A 16,946-nucleotide genomic window follows, 5' to 3' on the forward strand; every position below is an offset into this window, starting at 1 on the left:
ATTTAAAAATATCAAAGCGCGGTTAATTTTTATAAAAATCTTTCTTGATAAAATAAAACGGCTGAAGTATAAAATTATCCACCACACAACACATACATAAGGAAAAGCTATGTTTGAACATATCAAAGCGGCACCAGCCGATCCAATCTTAGGCTTAGGCGAAGCGTTCAAATCCGAAACTCGCGAAAATAAAATCAACTTGGGTATTGGCGTTTATAAAGATGCGCAAGGCACAACCCCGATTATGCGTGCGGTAAAAGAAGCCGAAAAACGCTTATTTGATAAGGAAAAAACAAAGAATTATCTAACTATCGATGGTATTGCTGATTATAACGAACGTACAAAAGCACTACTTTTCGGTAAAGATTCTGAAGTCATCAAATCTAATCGTGCAAGAACAGTACAAAGTTTAGGCGGAACAGGCGCATTACGCATTGCGGCTGAATTTATTAAACGTCAAACCAAAGCACAAAATGTTTGGATCAGTACACCAACATGGCCAAATCACAATGCCATTTTCAATGCTGTGGGCATGACAATTCGTGAATATCGCTATTATGACGCTGAACGTAAAGCCCTTGACTGGGAACATTTGCTTGAAGATTTAAGCCAAGCAAGCGAAGGCGATGTGGTGCTTTTACACGGTTGCTGCCACAATCCAACCGGTATTGACCCAACCCCTGAACAATGGCAAAAATTAGCCGCACTTTCGGCTAAAAATGGTTGGTTGCCACTCTTTGACTTTGCTTATCAAGGTTTAGCCAATGGCTTAGATGAAGATGCTTATGGCTTGCGTGCTTTTGCGGCAAATCATAAAGAATTATTAGTGGCGAGTTCATTCTCTAAAAACTTTGGTTTATACAATGAGCGTGTCGGTGCCTTTACCCTTGTGGCTGAAAATGCGGAAATAGCTTCAACTGCATTAACACAGGTGAAATCAATTATTCGTACCCTCTACTCTAACCCAGCATCTCACGGTGGAGCGACCGTAGCAACAGTATTAAATGATGCTCAACTTCGCCAAGAATGGGAAAATGAATTAACTGAAATGCGTGAACGCATCAAAAAAATGCGTCATTTATTCGTTCAGCTATTAAAAGAATACGGTGCAGAACAAGATTTCAGTTTTATCATGGAACAAAATGGTATGTTCTCTTTCAGCGGTTTATCACCTGAACAAGTTGATCGCTTAAAAGATGAGTTTGCCATTTACGCTGTTCGTTCTGGTCGTATCAATGTGGCGGGTATCACTGAAGATAATATCCGTTATTTATGTGAAAGTATTGTAAAAGTGCTTTAATCATCTTGAGTTTAAGAGGGCTAAAATTTAAAAAAATTTAGCCCTTATTCTTTACCAATATCCCTCAATGTCAAAAATATCGATAAACAAATGCGATTATAAGAATGCACAACATAATCAAAATTTGAATCAAACGTTTTTTGGTTAATTTCTCAGCAGGCATTGATGATTTACTCTTCTTTATATGACTAATTAGTGGTATACTTTTTGCGTTAGATCAATTTTACACTAATTTCTCGAAATATTTGAGGTTTACATGAAGAATTTCGTTGCAGAAACCAAGGCAGGACGCCGGATTCAATCGGGAGGTTGTGCTATTCATTGCCAGGATTGCAGTATTAGCCAACTTTGTATTCCTTTTACGCTGAACGAACACGAATTAGATCAGCTTGATAATATTATCGAACGAAAAAAACCCATTCAAAAATCTCAAGTACTTTATAAAGCCGGTGACACACTCAATTCTATTTACGCTATTCGTTCTGGCACCATAAAAACCTATACCATTAGTGAATCTGGTGAAGAACAAATTACCTCTTTTCACTTACCTGGTGATTTAGTTGGTTTTGATGCAATTACTCAAATGCAACACCCAAGTTTTGCTCAAGCATTAGAAACGGCAATGGTATGCGAAATTCCTTATGATATTTTGGATGACTTAGCCGGTAAAATGCCAAAATTACGCCAACAAATTTTACGCCTAATGAGTAATGAAATTAAAAGTGATCAAGAAATGATTTTATTACTGTCTAAAATGAATGCAGAAGAACGCTTGGCTGCTTTTATTCATAATCTTTCTAAACGATACTCTGCTCGTGGTTTTTCAGCTAAAGAGTTTCGTTTAACGATGACTCGAGGTGATATAGGAAATTATCTTGGTTTAACTGTTGAAACTATTAGTCGTTTATTAGGCCGTTTCCAAAAATTAGGTATCCTCACCGTACAAGGAAAATATATTACTATTAATGATATTGATGGTTTGATTGAGTTAACTGGAACAAATAAAACCAAAATTACAATGGTTGAATAATGAAAAAAGGCGTGCAAATTCACGCCTTTTTTACATAGATAAAAATAATCTTAGAATAAGATCACCTTTTTATCTCTCACACCTTGCCATTCTAAAGATTCTTTTTTATTCTATGAAAAGCTTCGGAGGTTATGATGAAATTTAAAAATATCCTAGTTGTTCTTAATCCTGAAAACGAAAAACAATATGCTCTTGCTCGTGCTGTTCGTTTAGCGAAAGAACAAAAAAATGAAACAAAAGTAAAAATTACCGCCCTTTTATCTGTATATGATTTATCTTATGAAATGTCTGCCTTACTTTCTTCAGAAGAACGTTCTGAAATGCATCGTCAGGTGCTTGAAAAGCATCATCATGCTGTACAATATTACTTAGATAAATATGCTGATCCAGAAATTGAATTACAATCTCACATTGTTTGGCACAGTAATGAGGCAGAGGCGATAAAAGAAGAAGTTGAAAATAATGATTATGATCTTGTAGTGAAATATACCAAAGATCAAGAAAGTTTTACTTCTCTAATTTTCACGCCAGTTGATTGGCAATTACTACGTAAATGCCCGATTCCTGTATTAATGGTACGCGATGGCGACTGGAAACATCAACGCCGTATTTTAGTAGCGGTAAATGTTTCAGGCGAACAAGAATACCAAAATGAATTTAATCTAGAACTTGTTGAAACTGGTATATCATTAGCTGAAAACTTAAATCGTGGCAATGTGCATTTAGTTGCAGCCTACCCTTCAACACCAATCAACATGGCCATTGACTTACCTGAATTTAACACATCAGGTTATGAAAATGGTATTCGAGGCCAACATCTTATTAATATGAAAGCCTTACGACAACAATTTGGTATAGCAGAAGATCATACTCATGTACGTGAAGGTTTCCCTGAGGAGGTTATCCCTACTGTAGCTAAAGAAATTGAAGCAGAACTAGTTATCCTTGGCACTGTTGGTCGTACAGGACTATCTGCCGCCTTACTTGGTAATACTGCAGAACATGTTATAAGTAAATTAAGCTGTAATCTCTTAGGTATCAAACCATCTAAAAAGGATGAATAATTCATCTCACACATAAAAGTGCGGAAAATATTACCGCACTTTTGTGATTTAGATCACAAATCCACACTTTTCCTACAAAATCTATTTAAATGAGATTTGTTTTCATTTAAAATCCATGAAATTATTTCTCCCTCGTTTTAATTTAAGGACAAAAAATGAAAAAAACACTTATTGCAAGCTTACTTGCATTTGCTAGTATCGCCCAAGCACATGATCTTTGGGTTGATGTTCCTGCTCAAATTCCATCAGATAGTATATTAAAGGCTAATATGGGATATGGTCACTATCCTTATGTAGAAAAAATTCCTGAAGCTCGTTTAAAAATTTTTGCGCCAATGGAAGTTATCAGCCAAGATGGCGAAAAACAAATACTGGTTCAAAAAGGAGAAAATTACCAATATCAATCAAGTAAACCTTTAACTAATGGCTCTTACTGGGTAACAGCAACATATAAACCAACATTCTGGTCACAAAATGCAGAAGGTTGGAAAATGGAAAATTTAAAAGGTTTACCTAATGCGACCTATTGCGAAGAAACCCAAATGTTTGCTAAAAAACTTATTACTGTAGGCAAACAAAAATTAAATGCTGAAATGGCAAAAACACGTATTGGTTTGCCACTTGAAATTGTACCATTAGAAGATCCAAGTAAAGTAAAAGCAGGCGAACCGTTCCCTGTTCAAATCTTCTATAATGATCAGCCTTTAGCGGGAGAAACCGTCATTGCGACATCCGATACCATCGCAATGAAAGATTTTGAAGCCGTTGATGGACATCGTGAACCACAAGGATTCTCAGGGAAAACCGATGAACAAGGTCGTGTAAATATTATTCCTCTTATTGAGGGAATTTGGAAAATCAAAGTTATTCATAAAATTTCATTTCCAGAACAACAAATTTGCCAACAATCGGCAAACTACTCAACATTGATTCTTCCTATTGGAAAAGGTTTAGATAAACTGCCGCCACGACCAGCGCATCACCATCATTAATGTCTATACACCATAAAATAGTGGTGATAGAACGCAAAAATGCTAGCAATAAAATGGATATTTTTCTTACGAAGAATATCCATTTTTATTCAATATAGCAAAATAAAAAGAGATGTATATCAATGAATAAACAAAATAGTAAAACCGTTGCGGTAGTCACTTCAACAATTGGTCGTCCAGAATTAACACTCTCTATTAAAAGCGTACAAAATCAAACTTATCCATGTAAGCATTATGTATTTGTCGATGGCAATATTTTCTGGGATAAAACCAAATCTATATTGGAACAATTTCCTGATGTGATTCCTATTTACTTACCAATGAATACAGGAAAAAACGGAATCCTTAACGGAGCCATTAATGCTGCTGCAGCTTTTCTTGTTGAAGAAGACATTATTTGTTATTTAGATGATGACAATCAGCTACGAGAAGATCACGTGGAAAGCTTAGTAAAGGTGATTGAACAAGGTGCTGATTTTGCTTATTCCTTACGATCTTTTTACGATTCAAATCATCAATTTATTTGCAATGATGATTTTGAATCACTCGGAAATTGGAATACAAAAAGCGATATTTTCATAGATGTTAAAATAGAAAACATTCAGCAACAGCTCCATTTTAACTCTAATGGCATCAATGCTCATATCGATACCAATTGTTATGCCGTGCCTCGCGAAATAGCGCAGAAAGCTGCACATGGTTGGCATACTCCATCTATCGGTGATCGAGGATTTTTGTCTGCTTTAAAAGATTTGGGTTTAATGGGACAAACCTCAGGAAAATATACCGTAAAATACACTGTCGATTTTAATAAAATGATAGCAGTTCGTCGTTTTTTCCCTCAATTAACACTATCAGATGAATTAAATGATCATATTTCTGCTGGCATATTAAAGCTAATTAATCAGCAAAATATTGAATATTACGAAGGTCGTCCTTGGGCAAAGGAGTAAAAGTAAACATTTTTCATCAAAAAACATAAAAAATATTAATTCAGGCTTGACTTATCCCTTTTGCACTAGTTTAATAGTACAAAAGTTTCCAAAAGGATATCAATATGCAAACTCAAGCCTTTATTGCGGTGACAGCTCAACCCATTCCCTATTATGCTGACACCACCGCTATTTTTAATACACTTTGCCAACCTAATTCAAATTCTCTTCTACTCGACTCTGCGGAAATTGGGAGTAAAAACAGTTTACAAAGCCTTATCTTAGTCAATGCGGCGGTTAAGATCACTTGCTTAGGTCACAATGTGACATTTAAAGCATTAAATGAGAATGGAAAACAAGTTTTAAAAGAAATTCATCCAAAATTAACCGCACTTGGAAAAGTAAGTGTAGTCAATTTTGAAGAAGAATTTTCTGTACGATTTTCGCCACTTGATAATCAACTCGATGAAGATAGCAAATTACAGTCTGCTACTATTTTTGATGGACTGCGTGTAGTTTCTACTCTTTATCAACATAGCCAAACGCCTATTTTCTTAGGCGGATTATTTGCTTACGATCTCGTCGCAAATTTCATTCCAATGGATGGCATTACATTAAAACATGATGGTATCAACTGCCCTGATTACAGTTTCTATCTTGCCGATCACCTCATTACTATCGACCATCAAAATCAACAAGCGATACTAAAAAGTTTCTGTTTTGCTCAAGAAGAACAAGTCAATATTGCGAAGACCTCGCTTTCTATTGCGCAAAAACTAAAAAATATTGATAACGTTCTTTCTATTAAAGCGGCAAGTGATGAGGTTACAACAAACTTTGACGATCCTGAATTTATGGGCATTGTGAAAGCCTTAAAGCACCATATTAACATTGGCGATGTTTTCCAAATTGTGCCCTCTCGTCGTTTCTCCCTTGCTTGCCCGAATACATTAGCCAGTTACGCCCAACTCAAACAAAATAATCCAAGCCCTTATATGTTCTATATGAATGATGAAGACTTTATTTTGTTTGGTGCATCGCCAGAAAGTGCGCTGAAATATGAGCCAGAAAATCGTCAGTTAGAAATTTACCCAATCGCAGGTTCACGCCCTCGTGGTTTTGACGCTCATGGCAATATCGATCCTGAATTAGATGCACGTTTAGAACTAGAACTTCGTCTTGATCATAAAGAACAAGCGGAACATCTGATGTTGGTTGATTTAGCCCGTAATGATATTGCTCGAGTTTGCCAAAGCGGCACCCGTAAAGTGGCAGAATTAATGCAAGTGGATCGCTATTCTCACATCATGCATTTAGTGTCTCGCGTGGTGGGTAAATTACGCCCTGAGTTAGATGCGCTTCACGCCTATCAAGCCTGTATGAATATGGGCACATTAACTGGTGCGCCAAAAATTAAAGCGATGCAGCTTATTTATCAATTTGAGCAGCAAAAACGCCATAGTTACGGTGGTGCAGTAGGTTATCTCACTTCCGATGGTCATTTTGATACCTGTATCGTGATTCGTTCTGCTTTCGTACAAAATGGGATAGCCCATGTACAAGCAGGTTGCGGTGAAGTATTGGATTCTGATCCACAAATGGAAGCCGATGAAACACGCCACAAAGCCGCGGCTGTCTTAAAAGCAATTCGTCAAGTTAATACACAAGCAAAATAAGGAAGAATTATTATGGCTAATATTTTATTTTTAGATAACTTCGATTCCTTTACTTACAATCTTGTGGATCAATTCCGTGTATTGGGTCACAACGTCACAATTTACCGCAATGACTGTGATTTAGAAAAACTGGTAGAAACCGCACTCAATACACCTGACACCATTCTTGCACTTTCTCCCGGTCCAGGAACACCATCAGAAGCGGGGATTTTGCTGCCATTAATCGAACGCTTAAAAAATCAAGTGCCGATTATTGGAATTTGTTTAGGTCATCAAGCATTGATTCAAGCCTTTGGCGGGAAGGTTATTCACGCCGGCGAAGTGTTGCATGGTAAAGTTTCTCGTATCACCCATGATAACGAAGCCATGTTTAAAGATCTTGCTAATCCAATGCCTGTGGCGCGTTATCATTCTTTAATGGGACAAGATTTACCAAAAGAATTTATCATCAATGCGGAATATAATGGCATTATCATGGCAATTCGTCATCGCGACTTACCTATTTGCGCATTCCAATTTCACCCTGAAAGTATTTTAACTGTGCAAGGTTCGCAATTATTACAACAATCAATTGAATGGTTGTTAAATAGATAAGACATTAAAAAGTGCGGTGATTTTTAACCGCACTTTAAAGGAGAAAAAATGATCACCGTATTCGGACTTAAATCCAAACTCTCACCACGTCGTGAACAACTGGCAGAAGTAATTTATAACAGCCTCTACCTTGGCTTAGATATTCCGAAAGGTAAACACGCAATTCGCTTTTTGTGTTTAGAAAAAGACGATTTTTACTACCCTTTCGACCGTAGCGATGATTACACGGTCATCGAAATTAACCTGATGGCTGGTCGTATGGAAGGCACGAAAAAACGCTTAATAAAAATGCTGTTTAGCGAATTAGAGTACAAACTTGGCATCCGTGCTCACGATGTGGAGATTACGATTAAAGAACAACCTGCGCATTGCTGGGGTTTCCGAGGAATGACAGGCGATGAGGCGCGCGATTTAGATTACGATATTTATGTTTAATAAAATATAGAAAATTAACAAATCCATATACAAATAAAAACAGGAATAGACTATGCAACACAATCCATTATTAGAAAAACTTTATAGCGGACATTCACTTTCAACCTCAGAAAGCACCGCACTTTTTAATGCAGTCATCCAAGGTGAGCTTTCCAATGAACAAATTGCTGCAATGCTTATTGCTTTAAAAGTGCGGGGAGCAAATACTGAGGAAATTACTGGTGCGGTTGCCGCCTCATTACAAAATGCCAAAGCATTCCCACGTCCAGATTATCCTTTTGCAGATATTGTAGGAACAGGCGGTGATGGGCAAAACACTATTAATATTTCCACCGCCAGTGCGATTGTTGCAGCATCAATGGGAGCAAAAGTAGCAAAACATGGCAATCGTAGCGTGTCGAGTAAATCAGGTGCTAGCGATGTGTTAACCGCACTTGGCGTGAATGTGAATATCACACCAGAGCAAGCTCGACAAGCATTAGATGAAATTGGTGTCTGCTTTTTATTTGCTCAACAATATCATTCTGGTTTCCGCCATGTTGCGCTAGTACGTGCCGCTTTAAAAACGCGCACTATCTTTAATATTTTAGGTCCGCTTATCAATCCTGCTCGCCCGACTTATCATTTACTTGGCGTATATGCGCCTGAATTAGTGAAAACCTATGCTGAAACTGCGGTTGCCTTAGAACATCAACATTCCTTTATTGTACATGGTTCTGGCTTAGATGAAGTCGCATTACACGGCGAAACACAAGTAGCAGAAATTAAAAATGGCAAAATTGAATATTTCACTTTAACACCTGAAGATTTTGGCTTAAAAACGCAATCTCTCGAAAGCCTTCGTGGGGGGGAACCGCAAGAAAATGCCCAAATGCTCACTGCACTTTTACAAGGCAAAGGAAAAACTGAACACGCAAACGCTGTCGCGGCAAACACTGCATTATTATTGAAATTATTTGGGCATGATGACTTAAAACAAAATGTACAAAATGTATTGGCGCACCTTGCATCAGGTAAAGCCTTTGAAACATTACAAAAATTGGCTACATATTAATTAGGTAAATATATGACTTTCCATTATTCCTATGAAGAACGATTCTTAGTGGATCGAGAATTTCGCACTAAAGTGAAAGCAGAGCAACGTCGCCAGATTGCTTCTTTTATACTCCGTATAGCACTTGTTCCTATTACTTTATATCTACTATATAGCATAGATATAACACCTTCAGAAGACGGGAAACTAGCAGGTTTGTTAATGCTTTCAATCATAGGATTAATGCTACCTATTTTTCTAGTTAAAATTATCTTAGTAACAATTCTATTTATTCTAAAACCAATTATATATATTACTAATTGTGTTATAAAAATAATTAATAAAGTTACCAAATCAGAATTACCTACTGATAATGGAAATATATTAGCCAATGAGGATGAAATAAAACTTTTAATTTTATTCTCCTATATACTTATTTGCACTGGTTTACTTTTATTTACTTTCTTCGAGATAAAAAATGAAAATTACAGAACTATCATAGCTACTTCAGTATCAATTTTGTATGGTTCTGCAATATCAAAATTTTTAGAACCACTACTTTTAATTGCTGGATTTGATTTAGAAATCATTAAGAATGAGAAAAATAAAGATGATAAATAGCCATCAACCAACTATCCTACAAAAAATCGTCTTAGATAAAACGCAATGGGTTAAAGAAAAGGAAGCTGAATTTCCGCTTTCACAATTTAAAGAAAACATTCAAAAATCTGACCGCTCTTTTTACGCTGCATTATCAAAAGGCACACATCAAAAGCCAGCCTATATTTTGGAATGTAAAAAAGCCTCTCCTTCCAAGGGATTAATTCGTGCTGAATTTAATTTGGAAGACATCGCCAATGTCTATAAACACTATGCCTCTGCTGTATCTGTGCTAACTGACGAAAAATACTTCCAAGGTAATTTTGAGTTCTTGCCTTTAGTTCGCGCTATCGTGAGCCAACCTGTGCTTTGCAAAGATTTTATGATTAGCGAATATCAAGTTTACCTTGCTCGCTACTATCAAGCGGATGCGATTTTATTAATGCTTTCTGTGGTAAACGATGAGACTTATCGTGTACTGGCAGATCTTGCGCATTCTCTTGGCATGGGAGTATTGACAGAAACCAGTAATGAGGAAGAATTTGAACGTGCCCTTGCGCTTGGTGCGAAAATTATTGGTGTTAATAACCGTAACTTGCACGATTTAAGCGTAGATTTAAATCGTGTTGTTGAACTCACTGAAAAATACGCCGACCGAATCCCTGCTGATGTACGTATTATTAGCGAATCAGGCATTTACAATCATAAGCAAATTCGTCAATTACAAAAAGTGGTGTATGGTTTCTTAATTGGGAGCAGCTTAATGGGCAACCAAGATTTGAATAATGCGGTTCGCTCAGTGATTTTTGGAGAAAATAAAGTATGCGGTTTAACGCGCGCGCAAGATGTCAAAATCGTTTACAAAAACGGCGCACTTTACGGCGGATTAATCTTCGCAGAACATTCAAAACGTTGTGTGAGTTTACGCCAAGCGCAAGAATTGGTAACCGCTGCTCCACTTCGATTTGTTGGTGTTTTTCAGAATCAAGAAATTGACTTTATCGTCAAAATAGCCAACCAGTTACAGCTTTATGCGGTGCAATTACATGGTGTAGAAACTGAAGCATTTATTACCGCACTTCGCCAACAACTACCAAAAAACACGCAAATCTGGAAAGCGATTTCGGTCAATACTGAAACCCAAAGTGCGGTCGATTTTACTGATGATTTGAATGTAGATCGTTATATTTTTGACAGCCAAACAGCGAACCAACAAGGTGGCACGGGAAAAACTTTTGATTGGTCATTAATTCCCGAACACCTTAAGCACAAGATTGTTTTAGCTGGAGGGATCTCGCCAAATAATGTAGAACAAGCCATTCAGCAAAACTGCTTAGGCTTGGATCTTAATTCTGGAGTAGAAAGTTCTGTGGGCGTAAAAAATGAAGAAAAAGTGCGGTTAGTTTTTGAAAAAATTTGTGCTTAATCCAATCTAAGGCTGTATTCTACAGCCTTTATTTTTATTCTTTTTCAATCAAATAAGAACTACTCTCAAATACAATAACATTCCGTTCACAATTTGGACATATTTTTTCTATAAATTCTTCATTTCATGATTATGATCAAATTTTTTTTAAAGAAAACATTTATCATTGGCCAATTCCCACAATAAATGTGTGTCTTTGGAGTGATACTATGAATAATCCGGATGGCGTTTTTTCTGCACTGGCAGATGTTTCTCGCCGAGATTTTATGAAATTATGTACCGCACTTGCGGCTACGATGGGGCTAAATTCTAAAGCGGGCGCTGAAATGACGGCAGCAATGACCAGCCCTGCACGCCCACCAGTGCTTTGGATTGGTGCCCAAGAATGTACTGGCTGTACCGAATCTTTACTGCGTGCAACCCACCCAACTGTTGAAAATCTCGTGCTAGATTTGATTTCCCTCGAATATCATGAGGTACTTTCTGCCGCATTTGGTGAACAAGCGGAAGAAAATAAACACAATGCGATCCATAACTATTACGGCAAATATGTGCTTGTAGTGGATGGTTCCATTCCAATTAAAGACGGCGGTGTTTACTGCATGGTGGCAGGCAAACCAATTGTGGAACATATTCGTGAAGCTGCAAAAGGTGCAGCAGCCATTATTGCAATTGGATCCTGCTCATCTTGGGGCGGTGTTCCATCTTGCGGTGGTAATCCAACAGGTGCGGTCAGTCTTTCTGAAGTTTTACCAAAAGGTACACCAATTATTAACATTCCTGGTTGCCCTCCTAACCCACATAATTTCTTGGCAACCGTTGCCTATATCATCACTTATAAAAAATTACCAGCAATGGACAAATTAAATCGTCCATTGTTTGCTTATGATCGTCTAATCCATGAAAACTGTTATCGCCGACCGCACTTTGATGCAGGCCGTTTCGCAAAAGAATTTGGCGATTATGGTCATCGTCATGGTTGGTGTTTATATCATTTAGGTTGTAAAGGGCCTGAAACTTACGGCAACTGCTCTACATTAGAATTCTGTGATGTTGGCGGTAATAACTGGCCTGTGGGTATCGGACATCCTTGCTATGGCTGTAACGATCAAGGTATCGGATTTACCAAAGGCATTTTCCAATTAGCGAACGTCGAAAATCCAACGCCACGCGTGGAAAAACCAGATGTAAACAATGTTGAAGGCGAAGGTGCCTCAATGACGGCGATTGGCTTATTAGGCGGTGCTGCAGCCATTTTAGCAGGTGTTAGCGTGATGACCTTGAAAGAATTGAGCAAACAACATAAAGCGAACAAAGCTGCAGACAATCAAGCTAATCAAGATCAAGGACACTAAAGATGGATAGACGAAATTTCCTTAAAGCAGGTCTGCTGGGAACAGTCACATCAGGTCTGCCCGTTGCAAAAGCCGAAGCGGTGGAAAATCTTCCGCCCATTCCTGGCGCACTTGGGATGCTTTATGACTCCACACTTTGCGTTGGCTGTCAGGCTTGTGTAGCAGAATGTCAACAAGTAAACAAAACGCCTGTTAATCCAAAAGGTGAGCAAACCTGGGCAAATAACGACAAACTCACTCCGTTCACACGCAATGTGATTCAAGTATGGAGCGATGGCGACGGCAAAAATAAAGATAAGACAGAAAACGGTTATGCTTATGTTAAAAAACAATGCATGCACTGTGTTGATCCAAACTGCGTTTCTGTTTGCCCAGTACAGGCTTTAACCAAAGATCCTAAAACAGGTATTGTTAAATACGATCCTGATATTTGTACTGGTTGCCGTTATTGCATGGTGGGTTGCCCATTTGATGTGCCAAAATATGATTACGACAATCCATTTGGTCAAATCAGCAAATGTGAACTTTGCAACCAAAAAGGTGTGGAACGCTTAGATAAAGGTGAATTACCAGGTTGTTGTCATGTTTGTCCAACTGGGGCAATTATTTTTGGTACCCGTGAAGAACTTTTAGCAGAAGCAAAACGTCGTTTAAGTTTATTACGTGGCACGGAATATGACTATCCTCGCCAACATGTAAACAGTAAAGACACTTATCACGCAACGGTGCCAGCCTATCAATATCGTATTTACGGTGAAAAAGAAGGTGGCGGTACACAAGTATTAGTGTTAAGTGCGGTTCCACAAGAAAATTTAGGTTTCCCTGAGTTAGATGATATTGCTACAGGTGCACGCGCAGCACATTTACAACACTTCTTGTATCGCGGTTTGGCATTGCCACTGGTGGCGTTAGCTGGTTTAACAATGATGACTTATAAGAATATGCACGGCGATAAGATTCGTGAACGAATTGAAGCGCAAAAAGAAGCAATGCGCCAAGCTCGTAAAGAAATGGAAGAAGCGGAGGATGAACATCATGGGTAATCCACGTCCGGTAGGTGGTCGATTAATTTCCGCCAGTATTCTCTTTTTTGCACCTTTGGCCGTAATTTGTATCTTATTAATTATCAAACGTTTGTTCTTAGGTATCGGTTCCGTCACCGCACTTAACGGCGGTTATCCTTGGGGCTTATGGATTTCCTTTGACTTACTTGTAGGTACAGGTTTTGCCTGTGGTGGTTGGGCATTAGCTTGGACAGTATATATTTTCAACAAAGGGAAATATCACCCTCTTGTGCGTCCCGCATTGCTTGCAAGCTTATTCGGCTATTCATTAGGTGGTCTTTCCATCACCATTGATATGGGGCGTTACTGGCACTTGCCTTACTTCTACATTCCAGGTCAATTCAATACAAACTCGGTGTTATTTGAAACCGCATTTTGTATGACGATTTACATCATTGTCGTGACCCTTGAATTTGCGCCAGTTTGGCTCGGGTTCTTAGGATTGAAAAAATGGTTTAATAAGCTCAACAAAATTATGTTCTTTGTCATCGCACTTGGCGCACTATTGCCGATGATGCACCAATCATCTATGGGATCATTAATGATCGCCGCTGGTCATAAAGTTCATCAAGTATGGCAAAGCTATGAAGCATTACCAATCCTATCATTGCTTACAGCATTTATTATGGGCTTTTCTATCGTAATTTTTGAAGGTTCTTTAGTGCGTGCAGGTTTAGCAGGAAAAACACCTGATGAACGTTCACTCTTTACCCAGCTTGCGAAAGTGACCGCTGGATTAATCGCACTTTTCCTTGCTGTACGCTTTGGCGAATTGATTTACCATGACAAACTCCATTATGTATTCGGATTCGATAAACTTGGTAAATTTGAAGCCTGGATGTTTTGGATGGAAGTATGGTTAATGACATTACCATTACTCACTTTATTCCTTGGTGAGAAAAAATCTGATTCACGTTGGCTATTTATCTCAGCCTTGAGCATGTTACTCGGCGCAGCCCTATGGCGTTTAAATTATTCAATGATTATGTACGATCCAGGTAATGGCTATCGTTACTTCCCATCAGCAGAAGAATTACTAATTTCTATTGGTTTCGTTTCCATCGAAATTTGCGCCTATATTTTAATAATTCGTCTATTCCCTGTCTTACCAGTGTTGAAAGAAAAACATCATGAAGACTCGGAACAAATTATTGCCGAAAAAGCACAATTCAGTAAAAAAATGAGCGGAGCAGAATAATGACTGAAAAAAAACGTATCTCAATCGACCCTATCACACGCATTGAAGGCCATTTGCGTATCGATTGTGAAATTGAAAATGGCGTAGTAACAAACGCTTGGTCATCAGGTACAATGTGGCGTGGTATGGAAAATATCGTGAAAGGTTCAGATCCGCGTGATGCTTGGATGATTATGCAACGTATTTGTGGCGTTTGTACAACCGTTCACGCCATTATGAGTGTGCGTGCAGTAGAAGATGCTCTCGGTGCCAAAGTGCCAGTGAATGCACAATATATCCGCAATATGATTCTTTCTGCTCATAGTATGCACGACCATATCGTTCATTTTTATCAACTTTCTGCGATGGACTGGGTGGATATCACTGCGGCACTGAATGCTGATCCCGATAAAGCCGCAGAAATGCTTAAAGGTGTTTCAACATGGGGATTAAACAGTGCAAATGAATTTCGCAATGTACAAAATAAAATTAAATCTTTAGTTGAAAGCGGTCAGCTTGGTATTTTTGCCAATGGTTATTTCGGTCACCCTGCCATGAAATTACCGCCAGAAGTAAACTTAATTGCGGTGGCTCACTATTTGCAAGCACTTGAATGTCAGCGCGATTGTAACCGTATTGTGGCATTACTCGGCGGAAAAACACCGCACATTCAAAATTTAGCAATTGGCGGCGTAGCAAACCCAATCAACTTAGACTCTCAATCAGTATTAAACTTAGAACGTTTAATGTTTGTAAAATCCTGTATTGATCGTTTAAATGACTTTGTTACCCAAGTTTATCGTGTTGATGCGGCGATCATTGCGGCTTATTACCCTGAATGGCTCAATCTTGGTAAAACATCGGGCAACTACCTTTCTGTGCCTGAATATCCAATTGATGGCGATAATTCTAAATTTGTTCTAACGGGTGGCTATATTGAAAACTTCGATATTTCAACCTTCCGTCCAATTACCCAACAGAAAGATGAATTTGTTGTGAAAGGCATTAAAGAAAGTGGTAAACATGCTTGGTATGAAGACGATGAACCGCTTGAACCTTGGGCTGGCTTAACACGTCCGAAATATACAGGCTGGCAAGATGAAGGCAAATATTCATGGGTTAAAGCACCAAGTTTCTACGGAAAAGTTGTTGAAGTCGGCCCTCTTGCCTATTTAATGTGTAACTTGGCAAACCAAAATAAAGATACATTACATCACTTTAACCATATTAAAGGGCTGTATGAAAAACTGAGCGACAATACCTTATCCGTTGACCATTTACATTCAACCTTAGGGCGTATTATTGCTCGTACCGTACATTGTTGCGTGCTAAATAATATTCTTGAACAACAATGGAAATTACTTGTTGATAATATTGGCACAGGTGATACCGTTGCTTATCTCAAAACAGACATTCCACAAACTGGTGAGTTTAAAGGTGTTGGATTTGGTGAAGTACCTCGTGGCATGCTCTCTCACTGGGTTGTCGTTAAAAATGGCAAAATCGAAAATTATCAAGCCGTTGTCCCATCGACTTGGAATGCAGGCCCTCGTAACCAAAATGATGAAATGGGCCCTTATGAGCTTTCCATCATCGGTACACCCATAGCAGATCCGACAAAACCATTAGAAGTTGTGCGTACCATCCACTCTTTCGACCCTTGTATGTCATGTGCAGTGCATGTTGTGAACACAGAAAATGGTGAAGTCACACAAGTGAAGGTGCTCTAATGAGACCATTAATCTTAGGCGTTGGTAATATTTTACTCGGCGATGAAGGGGTGGGCGTACGAATCGCCCAAGCCCTAGAAAATCGCCCTGAAATTTTACCGCACTTTGATGTGGTTGACGGTGGCACTTGCGGCATGGAATTACTGGATGAAATGGCAAATCGTGAGCATATCATCATCATTGATGCTGTACTTGCTAATAAACAACCAGGAGAAATCATTGTGCTTTATGACGAGCAAGTGCCTGTGTTTTTCTCGCGTAAAATTTCACCACATCAACTTGGTATTTGTGATGTGCTTTCTGCGTTAAAATTAACGGATGAATTCCCCAAAAATCTATGTTTAATTGGGATTCAACCAGAAACTTTTGAGCCGCAGATTGCATTAAGTGAAACAATTCAAAAACAATTTCCAGAAATTTTTAAAACATTACAAAACGTTTTGAAAGAGTATGGATTTCACGTTCAAATGTAGATGAAAAATAACAGATTTCACGCACTCCATATTTGCTCTTATGGTATGCGTGAATTGTTGAAATT

The 16,946-nt window shown here is 38.4% G+C and carries 16 protein-coding genes; all 16 read left to right on the plus strand.

Annotation, left to right across the window (positions count from 1 at the left end; translation table 11 throughout):
• Nucleotides 1-109 precede the first annotated feature (109 nt).
• The 16 genes from C3V42_RS00095 to C3V42_RS00170 all read left to right on the plus strand — a co-directional run bounded on the left by C3V42_RS00095 (nt 110) and on the right by C3V42_RS00170 (nt 16,881).
• Nucleotides 110-1,300 carry an amino acid aminotransferase gene (locus tag C3V42_RS00095; protein ID WP_106013219.1) on the plus strand — a complete coding sequence of 397 codons (1,191 nt, stop codon included), beginning with the start codon at nt 110-112 and terminating at the stop codon, nt 1,298-1,300.
• 256 nt (nt 1,301-1,556) lie between these two features.
• A complete protein-coding gene (locus C3V42_RS00100; protein ID WP_048953226.1) occupies nt 1,557-2,330 on the plus strand; it encodes an FNR family transcription factor in 774 nt (257 codons plus the stop codon).
• 134 nt (nt 2,331-2,464) lie between these two features.
• The gene (gene uspE, locus C3V42_RS00105; protein WP_106013220.1) at nt 2,465-3,394 is read left to right on the plus strand and encodes a universal stress protein UspE; all 930 of its coding nucleotides are present in this window, start codon (nt 2,465-2,467) and stop codon (nt 3,392-3,394) included.
• 155 nt (nt 3,395-3,549) lie between these two features.
• The gene (locus C3V42_RS00110; protein ID WP_106013221.1) at nt 3,550-4,386 is read left to right on the plus strand and encodes a DUF4198 domain-containing protein; all 837 of its coding nucleotides are present in this window, start codon (nt 3,550-3,552) and stop codon (nt 4,384-4,386) included.
• 122 nt (nt 4,387-4,508) lie between these two features.
• On the plus strand, nt 4,509-5,339 hold the full coding sequence (locus tag C3V42_RS00115) for a glycosyltransferase (protein ID WP_205738748.1): 831 nt from the start codon (nt 4,509-4,511) through the stop codon (nt 5,337-5,339).
• Nucleotides 5,340-5,443: 104 nt separating this feature from the next.
• Nucleotides 5,444-6,994: an anthranilate synthase component I gene (gene trpE, locus C3V42_RS00120; RefSeq protein WP_164994196.1), complete on the plus strand. Its 1,551-nt coding sequence runs from the start codon at nt 5,444-5,446 to the stop codon at nt 6,992-6,994.
• Nucleotides 6,995-7,006: 12 nt separating this feature from the next.
• Nucleotides 7,007-7,588, plus strand: coding sequence for an aminodeoxychorismate/anthranilate synthase component II (locus tag C3V42_RS00125; RefSeq protein ID WP_106013223.1), 582 nt, complete (start codon nt 7,007-7,009; stop codon nt 7,586-7,588).
• Between the two features lie 48 nt (nt 7,589-7,636).
• Nucleotides 7,637-8,023, plus strand: a complete 387-nt coding sequence (locus tag C3V42_RS00130) for a tautomerase family protein (protein ID WP_106013224.1) — start codon at nt 7,637-7,639, stop codon at nt 8,021-8,023.
• A 52-nt stretch (nt 8,024-8,075) separates the two neighbouring features.
• The gene (trpD, locus tag C3V42_RS00135; protein WP_106013225.1) at nt 8,076-9,077 is read left to right on the plus strand and encodes an anthranilate phosphoribosyltransferase; all 1,002 of its coding nucleotides are present in this window, start codon (nt 8,076-8,078) and stop codon (nt 9,075-9,077) included.
• 12 nt (nt 9,078-9,089) lie between these two features.
• The gene (locus C3V42_RS00140) at nt 9,090-9,677 is read left to right on the plus strand and encodes a ComEC/Rec2 family competence protein (protein ID WP_106013226.1); all 588 of its coding nucleotides are present in this window, start codon (nt 9,090-9,092) and stop codon (nt 9,675-9,677) included.
• The gene (gene trpCF / locus C3V42_RS00145; protein WP_106013227.1) at nt 9,652-11,082 is read left to right on the plus strand and encodes a bifunctional indole-3-glycerol-phosphate synthase TrpC/phosphoribosylanthranilate isomerase TrpF; all 1,431 of its coding nucleotides are present in this window, start codon (nt 9,652-9,654) and stop codon (nt 11,080-11,082) included. The genes C3V42_RS00140 and trpCF overlap by 26 nt, the downstream gene beginning before the upstream one ends.
• Nucleotides 11,083-11,291: 209 nt before the next feature.
• On the plus strand, nt 11,292-12,437 hold the full coding sequence (hybO, locus tag C3V42_RS00150) for a hydrogenase 2 small subunit (RefSeq protein ID WP_046952858.1): 1,146 nt from the start codon (nt 11,292-11,294) through the stop codon (nt 12,435-12,437).
• Nucleotides 12,438-12,439: 2 nt separating this feature from the next.
• Complete coding sequence (hybA, locus tag C3V42_RS00155; RefSeq protein ID WP_106013228.1) at nt 12,440-13,480, plus strand: hydrogenase 2 operon protein HybA; 1,041 nt, start codon at nt 12,440-12,442, stop codon at nt 13,478-13,480.
• Nucleotides 13,473-14,699: a Ni/Fe-hydrogenase cytochrome b subunit gene (gene hybB / locus C3V42_RS00160; RefSeq protein ID WP_065264788.1), complete on the plus strand. Its 1,227-nt coding sequence runs from the start codon at nt 13,473-13,475 to the stop codon at nt 14,697-14,699. The genes hybA and hybB overlap by 8 nt, the downstream gene beginning before the upstream one ends.
• Nucleotides 14,699-16,408, plus strand: a complete 1,710-nt coding sequence (gene hybC, locus C3V42_RS00165) for a hydrogenase 2 large subunit (protein WP_106013229.1) — start codon at nt 14,699-14,701, stop codon at nt 16,406-16,408. The genes hybB and hybC overlap by 1 nt, the downstream gene beginning before the upstream one ends.
• Nucleotides 16,408-16,881: a HyaD/HybD family hydrogenase maturation endopeptidase gene (locus C3V42_RS00170; protein ID WP_106013230.1), complete on the plus strand. Its 474-nt coding sequence runs from the start codon at nt 16,408-16,410 to the stop codon at nt 16,879-16,881. Before hybC ends, C3V42_RS00170 begins: the two co-directional genes overlap by 1 nt.
• The last annotated feature ends 65 nt before the right edge of the window (nt 16,882-16,946 follow it).

The organism is Haemophilus sp. oral taxon 036 (assembly GCF_002998595.1).
GTDB classification, from domain to species: Bacteria; Pseudomonadota; Gammaproteobacteria; order Enterobacterales; family Pasteurellaceae; genus Haemophilus; species Haemophilus haemolyticus_K.